Below are 11,761 nucleotides of genomic sequence, written 5' to 3'. Positions count from 1 at the left end.
GCGCGCGGCAGGCACGTATCCGGTGAAAGGCGACCCCTCATGGCACCACGCATCCTCCTGGCCCGGCACGGACAGACGCAGTGGTCGCTCGCCGGTAAGCACACCGGCCGTACGGACATCGCGCTGCTGGACGAGGGGCGGCGCGGCGCCAAGCTGCTCGGTGAGCGGCTGCACCAGGCCCCCTGGGCGGGCCTGCCGGACGTCGAGGTGCGCACCAGCCCGCTCGTACGCGCCAAGGAGACCTGCGAACTGGCGGGCTTCGGCGACCGGGCCCAGCCGTGGGACGCCCTGCTGGAGTGGGACTACGGCGCGTACGAGGGGATGACCCCGGGCGAGATCAAGTCGGCCCGCCCCGGCTGGCTCATCTGGCGCGACGGCGTCCCGGAGGGCGAGTCGCTCGCCGCGATCACGGCCCGGGCGGATGAGGTGGTGGGGTGGGCGCGCTCCGCCGACCGCGATGTGCTGGTCTTCGCGCACGGCCACATCCTGCGGACCCTGGGGGCCCGCTGGCTCGGCTACGACGTCTCCTTCGCGGCCCGCATACGCCTCGACCCCACGTCCCTGTCGATCCTGGGCTGGGCGTACGGCGAACCGGCCATCGAGCGCTGGAACGACACCGGGCCCCTGGCCTGACCCTCCGCCACCGGATCCCCCGTCAGACCGGGCTCTCGCGGCCGGCCTGCTGATAGCGGGCGAGGAAGTCCGCGACCGCCGCGTTGCGGCCGTGCGGGCGCAGCAGGCGGGCGGTGTCCTCCAGCATGCGGCGGATCCGGGAGGACGTGACCTGGTTCAGCAGGCCCAGGGCGCGGCCCGCCGCCGCGGCGGCCGCCTCCGGCTCGCCGTCCGCGACCAGGTCGCTCGCCAGTTCCGTGGTGAACAGGGCGATGTTGCGGGTGAAATGGGGCTTCTGGAGGGAGACCGCGCGGCGCGCGTGCTTCGCCGCGCGCCCCCAGTCGCCCAGGGCCGACCAGCACTGCGCCTCCAGCCCCTCGAGTTCGGCCTCGCCGAAGAAGGTCATCCACTCCGGGTCGTCGCCGCAGGGGCCGCGGCCGAAGAGCGACTGGGCGCGCAGCAGGGCCCGTTCGCAGCCGCTGCGGTCCGCCAGCCAGGCCCGGCCGCCCGCCTCGCGCAGCGCGATGAGCGCCAGCAGCCGGGGCGAGGCGAGCCGCCGTGCGGCCCGCTGCGCGGCCTGGGCGGCGCGTACGGCCTCGCGCGGGCGGCCCGCGTCGCGGGCCAGGAACGCGGTGTTGCAGAACGCGTGGGCCTCCAGGGCGGGATCGCCCGTGACGCGTGCGGTGGCCAGCGCCTCCGCGTAGTGCGAGCGGGCGTCGGTGAGCCGCCCGGAGTCATGGGCGAGCCAGCCCACCGAGATGGCCAACTCGCCGGCGCCCGCGTACAGCCGCTCCGCGACGGACCGGTTGTAGCCGCCCGCGTCGAGCAGCGCGTAGGCGGCGCTCAGCGGGCGCGCGGTGTGGACGTAGAGACTGTCCGCGCCGTGCCGGTCGTCCAGCAGCCGGATCCGCCGCACGGCCTCCTCCACGGCGGACGCCTCGGCCTGCCCGGCCCGTCGGGGGGTCCGCACGGCCTCGGCGGCGGCCACCGCGCCGCCGGCCATGAACGCACGCCGTAGCAGTTCGCTCTCCTCGAAGACGTCGATGTCGGCCGGGGCGCGGGGCTCCGGCTCCGGAAGCGGCACCGGCTCCGGACGGGGCGCCGGTACCGCAGCGGGCCCGACCGGGCGGCCCCGGACCGCCTCGCGGGGAATGAACCCCAGGTCGGTGAGGGCGCGGCCGGGGAACATATGGCGGAAGACGCGCTCGTAGGCGTAGTTGGGGCAGCGGATCGCGCCCGACTCGACGCGGCCGATGTAGCGCGCGTCGCAGGAGACCTGTTCGCCGATCTCGCGGGCCGCCCGCCGTACGGACGCCGCGAACTCGGCAGGTGAGAGCTGCCCGCGTAACAGCCGGAACGCGGTGTTCGGCCGGGGGGGCGAGGAAGACGACGATTCCGGAAGCGGCCTCATGGTGACCCTCCCTACGGTGCTGCCGTATCGGCGGGGGAGAACCGTACCGGTTAAGGCGTTCCTGACATTGGGGCATTTCCGGCAAGAAAGACAAGTCACCTGCGATCTGCCATGAACTGCCATCCTTTACGGCGGCATTCGGCCGTAGCCGTTGACACTGCCGAGCGTTGAACCCTGTGCAACCCGATGAAGAGGGAGGCCGGAGTGGACATCAGCCGCTCGCGGACGACTGCCCAACATCACCCGCGCCAGGACTGCGATCTGGTCACCGTGCCGGCCCGTCAGGGACTGGAGGCGGTGGACATCCTGCGCCGCGGCTGCGACGGCCTCGGCCCCGTGATGCACGACAACGCCTGCGACACCCTCGGCTTCCTGGTGCCCCCCGGCACCGCGGACGGCTGGGACATGCCGGGCAGCGCCTGCACCGAGACCGCCGGGCGCGGCATGCGCATAAGCGACGGCGGCGCCGCGGGGCAGGGCCCCACCCACTGGCTGGTGCCGCCGGACGCCGCGTACACCGGCGCCACGGACCCCGCGGAGCTGCGGGCCGCGCTCGGTGAGGCGGCCCGCACGATCGAGGCCGTCGACCGCTGTCAGTAGCCGCTGGTCAGGAGGGTGGCGGACCGGCTGTCGGTGGCCCGGCCCATACTGGGGCACATGGCGAAAGGCACGAAGAAGCGAGCGGCGGCGCGCGGGCGCGCGGCGGGCCGGGGGCGTGCCCCCGAGCCGATCATCGCACCCGTCGACGGGGGCCTCGCCGAGCTGGTGCCGGACCGCGACCGCCCGCGCGGCTGGACGCTGCTGCTGGACGGCAAGCCGCAGTCACACGTGGACCTGGACGACCCCGCCCACCTCGACTTCGAGTATCAGCGGCGGCTCGGCCACGCCGCCGACCTCGCCGCTCCGCAGGGGCGCCCGCTGCACGCCGTCCATCTGGGCGGCGGTGCCTTCACCCTGGCCCGCTACATCGCGGCGACGCGGCCCCGCTCCACCCAGCAGATCGTCGAGATCGACGCCGCGCTCGTCCAGTTCGTACGGCGCGAGCTGCCGCTCGACCCGGGCGACCGGATACGGGTGCGGGGCGCCGACGCCCGGGCCGGGCTCGCCAAGGTGCCCGAGGGCTGGGCCGATCTGGTCATCGCGGACGTCTTCAGCGGGGCCCGCACCCCCGCGCACCTGACCAGCCTGGAGTTCCTGGCCGAGGTCCGGCGGGTGCTGCGCCCCGGCGGGCTGTACGCCGCGAACATCGCCGACGGCCCGCCGCTGGCCCATCTGCGCGCCCAGATCGCCACCGCCCGCGCCGCGTTCGCCGAGGTGTGCCTGACGGCCGACCCCGCCGTGCTGCGCGGCCGCCGCTTCGGCAACGCCGTCCTGCTGGCCGCCGACCACGAGCTGCCGGTGGCCGAGCTGACCCGCCGCGCCGCCGGGGACCCGCACGCCGCCCGGGTCGAGCACGGCCGTGCGCTGGCGGACTTCACCGGCGGCGCGGCCCCGGTCACCGACGCGACCGCCACGCGGTCCCCGGCGCCCCCGGCGGCCGTCTTCGACTGACCGTTTCGGCTGACGGTTTTCGACTGACCGGTCCTCGACCGGCCGGCGAGCGGTGCGGCCCTGCCGATCAAGCGGAACGGCAAAACTGTGGCCATTCCACAGAGCTCGTCGTGGACCCCCGATTCCGCTCACTACCGTGGCGCGCGTACGACCACCCCCAACTTCGTTATGCAGGGCAGGCAGATGATGAGCCGCAGAAGCCGCCGCCGCAGCAGCACCATGGGCCGGAGCACGATGGCGATCGGAGCGACCGCCGTCGTCCTCGTGGCCGGAGGGGCGGCGTTCGCGCTGAGCGGCGCGATCGGCGGCGGGGAGTCGGTGGACGAGGCACCGGACCTGGGAGCGGGCGCGGGAACCGGGACGGGACCGGGGGCCGCGCCGGGGACGACACCGGGCACGGAACCGGGGACGACACCGGGGGAGGAGCCGGGGAACGACGCGGGGAAGCCCGCGAACGCGCGCTTCGCCCCGTACATCGACACCTCGCTCCACGTCCCCTACGACATGGTCGGCACCGCGAAGAAGACCGGCGTCAAGGAGTTCACCCTCGGCTTCGTCTCCCCCGGCGGCGGCTGCACCCCCCAGTGGGGCGGCAGGACCGGTCTCGGCGCCGACAAGGTGGCCGGGCAGACCGCGGCGCTGCGCGCGGCGGGCGGCGACATCCGGGTCTCCTTCGGCGGCCAGTCCGGGAACGAACTGGCCCTGGCCTGTTCCTCGGTGGAGGAGCTGGCCGCGGCGTACGGCGAGGTCGTGGACCGGTTCGGGCTGACCAAGGTCGACTTCGACATCGAGGGCAAGGCGCTGGAGAACGCCGCGGCCAGCACCCGCCGGGCGAAGGCCCTCACCGCGTTACAGAAGCGGAAGCCGGGCCTGGACGTCTCCTTCACCCTGCCCGTGCTGCCCACCGGCCTCACCAAGGACGGCGCCGAGCTGGTCGCCGACGCCAGGGAGAACGGGGTGAAGGTCTCCGCGGTCAACATCATGGCCATGGACTACGGCACCTTCTTCGACGGCGACATGGGCCAGTACGCGATCGACGCGGCCACCGCGACCCAGAAGCAGCTCAAGCGCGCGCTCGGGCTGAGCGACGAGGCGGCGTGGAAGACCGTCGCCGTCACCCCGATGATCGGCGTCAACGACGTCAAGAACGAGATATTCACGGTCGACGACGCCGCACAGCTGGTGCGGTTCGCCGAGGCCAAGGGGCTGGGCCGGCTGTCGATGTGGTCCGCGACCCGCGACAAGCAGTGCGCGGGCGGCACCCGGAAGGCCGCGTCGGCCATCTGCAGCTCGGTCGAGCAGGACGCGCTCGCCTTCACCAAGGCGCTGGCCGGCTACCGCGGCTGACCCGCCCAAGGCCCCGGCTAGTGGTGTGGGGTCTCCTGGTGTTCGCGGTACTCCTCGGCCGTCGGCTTGGCGATCTGACCGCCCTCGCCGAAGTAGAAGCGGGACAGCCGCGCCCGCAGCCGCACCGTGCGGGACAGCTTCCGTTCGACCCCGGCCCCGTCGACGGCCGGTGGCAGCTCCAGGGGCTCGTACTGCTCGTCGGCCATCAGCGTGTACCGCTCGCCCGGTGACAGCGGCTCGTGCACCTCGATGTACTCGCCGTGCGGCAGCCGATGGATGGTGCCGGTCTCGCGGCCGTGCAGCACCTTGTCCCGGTCGCGCCGCTGCAGACCGAGACAGACCCGTCTGGTGGCGGCGAACACCACGAGCGGCACCAGGAAGAAGCCGATCCGGCCGGCCCAGGTGATCGCGTTGATCGACAGATGGAAGTGGGACGCGAAGAGGTCGTTGCCGCCGCCGATCAGCAGGACCGTGTAGAGGGCGATCCAGGCCGCTCCGAAGGCGGTGCGGGTGGGGGCGTTGCGCGGGCGCTGGTTCAGATGGTGTTCGCGCTTGTCGCCGGTGATCCACGCTTCGAGGAACGGATAGAGCCAGATGGCGAGCAGCACCATCGGGAAGACCACGAGGGGGATGAAGATACCCAGGACCAGGGTGTGGCCCCAGAGGTTGATCTCCCAGCCCGGCATCAGCCGGATCAGCCCCTCGGAGTAGCCCATGTACCAGTCGGGCTGGGCGTCGGTGGACACCTGGTCGGGCCGGTAGGGGCCGTACATCCAGATCGGATTGATCTGGGCGATGCCCGCCATCAGGGTGGTGATGCCGAAGACGAGGAAGAAGAACCCCCCGGATTTCGCGACGTAAACCGGCCACAGCGGGGGACCCACGATATTCATGTTCTTCTTGCCCGGCCCCGGGTGATGGGTGTGCTTGTGATAGACGAGCAGAATCATGTGGAGAGCCAGCAGGCCGAGCATGATACCGGGGATGAGCAGCACATGGAGGGTGAAAAGCCTGGAGACGATGATCGTCCCGGGGAACTGCCCGCCGAAGAAGAAGAACGACAGATACGTGCCAACGATCGGAACCGACAGCATCGCGCCCTCCATGAAGCGCAGCCCGGTGCCGGAGAGCAGGTCATCGGGGAGCGAATAGCCCATGAAGCCGTCGAACATGCCGAGAATCAGCAGTCCGGCGCCGGAGAGCCAGTTGATTTCGCGTGGCTTGCGGAAGACGCCGTTGAAGAACGTGCGCATCATATGGGCGATCATGCTCGCGATGAAGAGCACGGCCGCCCAGTGGTGGATCTGCCGCATCAGCAGGCCGCCGCGCACGTCGAAGCTGATGTCCATCGTGGACGCGAACGCCTGCGACATGCGGATGCCGTTGAGCGGCGTGTAGCGGCCGTTGTAGACGACCTCGTTCATGGCGGGTTCGAAGAACAAGGTCAGATAGACGCCCGTCAGAATGATGATGACGAACGTATAGAGGGCGATCTCGCCGATCAGGAAGGACCAGTGGTCGGGGAAGACCTTCCGCAGATTGGCCTTGGCCATCTTGAAGAGGCCGACGCGCCCGTCGAACCACCCGGCAAGTGCCTCGCCCTTTGCTTTGCTCATATCTCATGCATTTACCAGCACCTTCCGCCGTCCGCCCCGTCGGCCGGGCGTGTGGACCACGCCGTAATCCATTCGGCGGAATGCCGGTTGCGGGCGGTGATGAAAGCGCGACTCCGCCCACCCCCCAGGCTGGGCGGAGCCGCAGTCCGGGGTTATGCGTCCGGCAGCTCTCCGGTGCGGGCGACCTCCGCGTACCAGCGGGCGCTGGACTTGGGGACGCGGGCCTGGGTGGGGTAGTCGACGTAGACCGCGCCGAAGCGCTTGCTGTAGCCGTACGCCCATTCGAAGTTGTCCATGATCGACCAGAGGAAGTAGCCGCGCAGGTCGGCGCCGTCCTCGATGGCCCGGTGGGCGGTGGCCAGGTGGGCGCGGAGATACTCGATCCGCTCCGGGTCGTGGACCTGGCCGTCCGCGTCCGGCTTGTCGTCGTACGCGGCGCCGTTCTCGGTGATGTAGAGCGGCACGCCCGGAGCCTCCCGGGTGTAGCGCATCAGCAGGTCGTGCAGCCCGGTCGGGTCGACGGTCCAGCCCATCTCGGTGCGCTCGCCCGGCGTCTGGTGGAACGCGACCCGCTCGGAGCCCGGCCAGGGGGAGTGGGCGCTGGCCCCGTGGCCGTCGTGCCGGGCGGGCCGGCCCCCGTTGTCGGTGGCGGCTGATACCAATGAGGGCGTGTAGTAGTTGATGCCGAGCGCGTCGAGGGGGTGCTTGATGACGGCCAGGTCGCCATCGCGGACGAAGGACCAGTCGGTGATAGCCGCCGTGTCCTCGATGAGGTCGCTCGGATACGCGCCGCGCAGCAGCGGCCCGCTGAACACCCGGTTGGCCAGCGCGTCGATACGGCGCTGAGCGTCCAGGTCGGCGGGGTCCTGGGTGAGCGGGCGGACCACGGCCGGGTTGAGGCTGATGGCGATCTGGGCGCGGGCCGGGAGGACGGCCCGCAGCGCCTGCGCGCCGAGGCCATGGGCCAGGTTGAGGTGGTGGGCGGCGCGCAGCGGGGCGAGCCGCTCGGTGCGGCCCGGGGCGTGCACCCCGGAGCCGTAGCCGAGGAAGGCGCTGCACCACGGCTCGTTGAGGGTGGTCCAGAACTCGACGCGGTCGCCCAGCGCCTCCGCGACGATCCCGGCGTACTCGGCGAACCGCTCGGCCGTCTCGCGTTCCGGCCAGCCGCCCCCCGCGGCGGAGCCGCTGGGAAACCGGGTCTCCAGCTCCTGGGGGAGGTCCCAGTGGTAGAGGGTCAGCACCGGCTGGATCCCGGCGGACAGCAGCTCGTCCACCAGGCCGCGGTAGAAGTCGAGACCGCGCTGCACGGCGGGCCCGCGGCCGGTGGGCTGGACGCGTGACCAGGAGACCGAGAAGCGGTAGGCCCCCAGGTTGAGGTCGGCCATGAGCCGGATGTCCTCGCGGAAGCGGTGGTAGTGGTCGACCGCGACATCGCCGGTGTCGCCGCCGAGCACCTTGCCGGGGGTGTGGCTGAAGGTGTCCCAGATGGACGGGGTGCGGCCGTCCTCCTGCGCGGCGCCCTCGACCTGATAGGCGGCGGCGGCCGCGCCCCACAGGAATCCGGGCGGGAAGGAAAGGGTCATGGAAGCGCTCCCATTCGAGGTCGTGGTGCGGGGAGGGACGGGGAGAGGGAGGCGATGGCGGCGCGGGTGGCGCAGAGGGGGCGGGCCGGCGGCTCAGCCCTTGACCGCGCCCTGCATGATGCCTCCCACGATCTGCTTGCCGAAGAGCACGAACGCGATCAGCAGCGGCAGGGTGCCGAGCAGCGCCCCCGCCATGATCAGCGATTGATCGGGGGTGTACCCACGGCTCAGACCGGTCAACGCCACCTGCATGGTCGGGTTGCCGTTCTGCGTGAGCGCGATGAACGGCCAGAAGAAGTCGTTCCACGACTGGACGAAGGTGAGCATCCCCAGCACCGCCATTGCCGGGCGGGCCGCCGGGAAGACGACGTGCCAGATGATGCGCAGGCTGCTGGCGCCGTCCACCCGGGCCGCCTCGATCAGCTCGGTCGGCAGCGCCTGGGAGAGGTACTGCCGCATGAAGAAGACCCCGAAGGCACTGACGAGCGTCGGCACGATGACCGCCTGGAGCTGGTCGGTCCACTCCAGCTTGGCCACCATCATGTACAGCGGCACCACGCTGAGCTGCGGTGGCACCATCATCGTCCCGATGGTGAGCATCAGCAGGATGTTCTTGAAGCGGAAGCGCAGCTTGGCGAAGGCGAAGCCCGCGATGGTCGAGAACAGCACAGTTGACGCCGCGACCGTGCCCGCCACCACCGTCGTGTTGAGCAGCGCGGTGCCCATGTTGGCACCGTTCCACGCCTTGTCCAGGTTGTTGAAGAGGTTGCCGCCGAACCACAGGGGCGGGGGTGTCTGGGCCAGCCGGGTGTTGGTGCGGGAAGCGGCCATGGCGGTCCACACCAGCGGGAAGAGCGAGCCGACGGTGAACAGGATCAGCACGGCGTAGGTGATCTTGCCCCCGTGCAGCTGCCTGCCCGCTTGGTTGCGGCCCTTTCCGCTCCGTGGAGCGGTGCGCGTGGGAGCTGCCGCATCATGCCTGCGCCGGGAAGGGACAGTGACGCTCATGGTTTTCTCGTCTCCCTCACTGGCTCTTCCGCAGCCGTCGCGCGAACAGCGCGTTGGCCGCGGCGATCAGCAGCAGGATCAGGAACATCGTCCAGGCGATGGCGGAGGCCCGGCCCAGGTGCAGATTCACCCAGCCCTGCTCGTACATGTACAGGCCGAGCGTCTGGTACTGGTGATCGGCGCCGCCGGTGGCCGTCCCGGCGGTGTTGAACAGCAGCGGCTCACCGAAGAGCTGGGTGGCCCCGATCGTGGAGACGACGACCGTGAAGAGGATGGTGGGCCGCAGCGACGGGACGGTGACATGCAGGAACTGCTCCCAGCGCGATGCCCCGTCCAGCGCCGCCGACTCGTACAGATCGTTCGGCACGGCCTGCATGGCGGCCAGGTAGATCAGCGTGTTGTAGCCGGTCCACCGCCAGATGACGATCGTCGACACCGCGATCTGCGAGGTCCAGGTGCCGTTCTGCCAGTCGACGCCGTCCAGTCCGACCAGTCCCAGAGACCAGTTGACCATGCCGTAGTCACGCCCGAAGAGCAGCGCGAACACCAGGGTGGCGGCAGCGACGGAGGTGGCGTACGGGGTGAGGATCGCCACCCGGAAGAACATCGAGGCGCGCAGCCGGTAGTTGAGCAGATGCGCGATCCCGAGGGCCATCAGCAGCTGGGGAACGGTGGAGATCACCCCGATGGTGAAGGTGTTCCGCAGCGCTTTCCAGAAGAACTCGTCCTCCCACAGTCTGGAGTAGTTGTGCCACCCCGCCCACTCCATATGGGTGGGGTCGGTGAGTTCCACTTGGTGCAGCGAGGCCCACCCTGTGTAGAGCAGGGGGAAGAGGCCGAAGGCGGCGAAGAAGATGAAGAAGGGGGCGATGAAGGCGTACGGGCTCCATCGCACATCCCGGCGGTAGCGGCGGCTGCGCCGGTCACGACGCCGCTGCTCGGCCGGGTCGGGTGCCTGCGCGGTCCCGGCGCGCGGGGCCGCGCCCCCCTGCCCTGTGGGGGGCGCGGCCGTATCAGGGGTGGTACCGGAAGAGGTGGTCATTCCGGGTCACTTGTCCAGCGCGTTGTCGGTCGCCTTGATCGCGGCCTTCCAGCCCTCGTCGGCGGACTTGCCCTGCTGCTCGACCTGGAGCAGGCCGACATCGGTGAAGTTCTGCTTGATGATGGCGTCCTTCGGACCCAGGACCTGCGTCGGGCTGTCCTTGGCGGCCTGGGAGAAGATCTTGCCGATGGGCGCGTTGTCGTAGTACGGGAGCTTGGCGCCGGCCACCTGGGGCAGCTCGTACGCGGCCTGGGCACTGGGGAAGCTCGCCTGCTTCTCGAAGAGCGTGGCCTGCTGCTCGGGCGCGGTCAGCCAGGTGGCGAGCTTGACCGCCTCGTCCTTGTTCTTCGCGGCCTGTGGCACGGAGAGGAAGGAGCCGCCCCAGTTGGCGGGCTTGGGGGCGGCGGCGACGTCCCACTTGCCCTTGTACTTGTCCCCGGCGTACTCCTTGATCTGGCCGAGCATCCAGGCCGGGCAGGAGACGGTGGCGAACTTGCCGTTGGCGAGTGCCTGCTGCCAGGGCTTGGTGAACTCCTGGAGCCTGGCGGAGAGCTTGGACGCGGACGCCTCGGTCGCCAGCTTCCACGCCTGCTTGACGACCGGGCTGTCCTTGTAGACGGTCTTCCCGCTCTTGTCGTAGTAGACCTCCGAACTGCCGGAGACCGCCGCGTTGAACAGTCCGCCGGCCGAGTCCAGGAACGCGGCACCGCCCGGCGCCTTCTTCGCGTATTTCTTGCCGGCGTCGATGTACTTCTGCCAGTCGCCCGCCCAGAGCTGGGAGACCGCATCGCGGTCGGCCGGGAGTCCGGCCTGCTGGAAGAGGTCCTTGCGGTAGCAGATCGCCATCGGTCCCACGTCCGTGCCGAGGCCGATCGTCTTTCCGTCCTTGGTGGTGGCCTGCGCCCACTTCCAGCCGAGGAAGTTTTCCTTATTGACGCCGTCCGCCTTCGAAAGATCAACGAACTTGTCGGCCTGGGTGGTGGTGACCTCATTGATGTTGCCCACCTCGACCGCCTGGATGTCGGCGAGTCCACTGCCCGAGCCGAGATGGGTGAGCAGCTGCGGGTAGTAGTTCGAGGCCGGGTCGATCACACTCTCTTCGATCTTGATGTCCGGGTGCTGCTTCATGTACTCGTCATAGAGCCCGGACTGTTTGAAACCCATGACGCCGTACGTGCCGACGGTCACGACCGTCTTGCCCTTGCTGTCTCCGCCGCCGGACGAGTTGTCGTTGTCGTCGCCGTCGTCGGCGCAGCCGCTGAGCAGCCCGGCCCCTAACGCGGCGATGGCCGCCAGGGCCACCGCTCTGCTGCGGTACGTACCAGTGGTCCTGCGCATTCCGTCCTCCTAGCGCCCTGACGTACCGCTCCCGGCCAAAAAGGGGGAATCCATGGGGCTTTGAGATGCATCGGCACGGGCGGGCAGTGTGCGGGTTGTGTATGACTCAGGTACTGTGGGAGCGCTCCCAGGTTGATGTGTTGAAGGGTTGCGGCTCCCTGCTGGGGTGTCAAGGGACAGAGCGGAACAACTTCTGGAAACCACACTGCTGTTGAATGTCCACCGCAGCCGCCCAGATGGGGTGGATCTGCTG

10 protein-coding genes are annotated in these 11,761 nt (G+C 70.2%); 4 read left to right on the top strand and 6 right to left on the bottom strand.

Annotated elements, in window-relative coordinates; all coding sequences use genetic code 11:
* Window positions 1-39: 39 nt before the first annotated feature.
* Complete coding sequence (locus ACH4SI_RS27710; RefSeq protein WP_398300159.1) at window positions 40-633, top strand: histidine phosphatase family protein; 594 nt, start codon at window positions 40-42, stop codon at window positions 631-633.
* Between the two features lie 22 nt (window positions 634-655).
* Here ACH4SI_RS27710 and ACH4SI_RS27705 read toward each other — a convergent pair whose 3' ends face one another.
* Window positions 656-2,023, bottom strand: a complete 1,368-nt coding sequence (locus tag ACH4SI_RS27705; RefSeq protein ID WP_398300157.1) for a tetratricopeptide repeat protein — start codon at window positions 2,021-2,023, stop codon at window positions 656-658.
* 186 nt (window positions 2,024-2,209) lie between these two features.
* On the opposite strand from ACH4SI_RS27705, the gene ACH4SI_RS27700 reads away from it, so the two are divergent.
* The 3 genes from ACH4SI_RS27700 to ACH4SI_RS27690 all read left to right on the top strand — a co-directional run bounded on the left by ACH4SI_RS27700 (window position 2,210) and on the right by ACH4SI_RS27690 (window position 4,921).
* Entirely contained in the window at window positions 2,210-2,623 is a 414-nt protein-coding gene (locus ACH4SI_RS27700; RefSeq protein WP_398300155.1) for a hypothetical protein, read from the top strand.
* Window positions 2,624-2,680: 57 nt separating this feature from the next.
* Window positions 2,681-3,574 carry a spermidine synthase gene (locus ACH4SI_RS27695; protein WP_398300153.1) on the top strand — a complete coding sequence of 298 codons (894 nt, stop codon included), beginning with the start codon at window positions 2,681-2,683 and terminating at the stop codon, window positions 3,572-3,574.
* A 183-nt stretch (window positions 3,575-3,757) separates the two neighbouring features.
* A complete protein-coding gene (locus tag ACH4SI_RS27690) occupies window positions 3,758-4,921 on the top strand; it encodes a chitinase (protein WP_398300151.1) in 1,164 nt (387 codons plus the stop codon).
* Between the two features lie 17 nt (window positions 4,922-4,938).
* On the opposite strand, the gene ACH4SI_RS27685 is transcribed toward ACH4SI_RS27690, so the two are convergent.
* From ACH4SI_RS27685 to ACH4SI_RS27665, 5 genes are all read right to left on the bottom strand, one after another.
* Window positions 4,939-6,537, bottom strand: coding sequence for a cytochrome bc complex cytochrome b subunit (locus tag ACH4SI_RS27685; protein WP_398300149.1), 1,599 nt, complete (start codon window positions 6,535-6,537; stop codon window positions 4,939-4,941).
* 152 nt (window positions 6,538-6,689) lie between these two features.
* Complete coding sequence (locus ACH4SI_RS27680; RefSeq protein ID WP_398300147.1) at window positions 6,690-8,120, bottom strand: GH1 family beta-glucosidase; 1,431 nt, start codon at window positions 8,118-8,120, stop codon at window positions 6,690-6,692.
* A 93-nt stretch (window positions 8,121-8,213) separates the two neighbouring features.
* Window positions 8,214-9,128, bottom strand: a complete 915-nt coding sequence (locus ACH4SI_RS27675; RefSeq protein ID WP_398300145.1) for a carbohydrate ABC transporter permease — start codon at window positions 9,126-9,128, stop codon at window positions 8,214-8,216.
* Between the two features lie 16 nt (window positions 9,129-9,144).
* Window positions 9,145-10,170, bottom strand: coding sequence for a carbohydrate ABC transporter permease (locus ACH4SI_RS27670; RefSeq protein WP_398300143.1), 1,026 nt, complete (start codon window positions 10,168-10,170; stop codon window positions 9,145-9,147).
* Window positions 10,171-10,176: 6 nt separating this feature from the next.
* Window positions 10,177-11,508 (bottom strand): ABC transporter substrate-binding protein, encoded by a 1,332-nt coding sequence (locus ACH4SI_RS27665; protein WP_398300141.1) that lies wholly within the window; start codon window positions 11,506-11,508, stop codon window positions 10,177-10,179.
* Between the last annotated feature and the right edge of the window lie 253 nt (window positions 11,509-11,761).

The organism is Streptomyces sp. NPDC021212 (genome assembly GCF_044332925.1).
GTDB lineage: Bacteria > Actinomycetota > Actinomycetes > Streptomycetales > Streptomycetaceae > Streptomyces.
The sequence above is the reverse complement of the archived record's forward strand: the minus strand, read 5'-3'. Positions and strand labels throughout refer to the sequence as shown.

Coding starts and splice junctions, on each gene's coding strand:
- ACH4SI_RS27675 (WP_398300145.1), bottom strand. CDS start 9,128: ATGAGCGTCACTGTCCCTTCCCGGCGCAGGCATGATGCGGCAGCTCCC.
- ACH4SI_RS27665 (WP_398300141.1), bottom strand. CDS start 11,508: ATGCGCAGGACCACTGGTACGTACCGCAGCAGAGCGGTGGCCCTGGCG.
- ACH4SI_RS27690 (WP_398300151.1), top strand. CDS start 3,758: ATGATGAGCCGCAGAAGCCGCCGCCGCAGCAGCACCATGGGCCGGAGC.
- ACH4SI_RS27680 (WP_398300147.1), bottom strand. CDS start 8,120: ATGACCCTTTCCTTCCCGCCCGGATTCCTGTGGGGCGCGGCCGCCGCC.
- ACH4SI_RS27670 (WP_398300143.1), bottom strand. CDS start 10,170: ATGACCACCTCTTCCGGTACCACCCCTGATACGGCCGCGCCCCCCACA.
- ACH4SI_RS27700 (WP_398300155.1), top strand. CDS start 2,210: ATGAAGAGGGAGGCCGGAGTGGACATCAGCCGCTCGCGGACGACTGCC.
- ACH4SI_RS27705 (WP_398300157.1), bottom strand. CDS start 2,023: ATGAGGCCGCTTCCGGAATCGTCGTCTTCCTCGCCCCCCCGGCCGAAC.
- ACH4SI_RS27695 (WP_398300153.1), top strand. CDS start 2,681: ATGGCGAAAGGCACGAAGAAGCGAGCGGCGGCGCGCGGGCGCGCGGCG.
- ACH4SI_RS27685 (WP_398300149.1), bottom strand. CDS start 6,537: ATGAGCAAAGCAAAGGGCGAGGCACTTGCCGGGTGGTTCGACGGGCGC.
- ACH4SI_RS27710 (WP_398300159.1), top strand. CDS start 40: ATGGCACCACGCATCCTCCTGGCCCGGCACGGACAGACGCAGTGGTCG.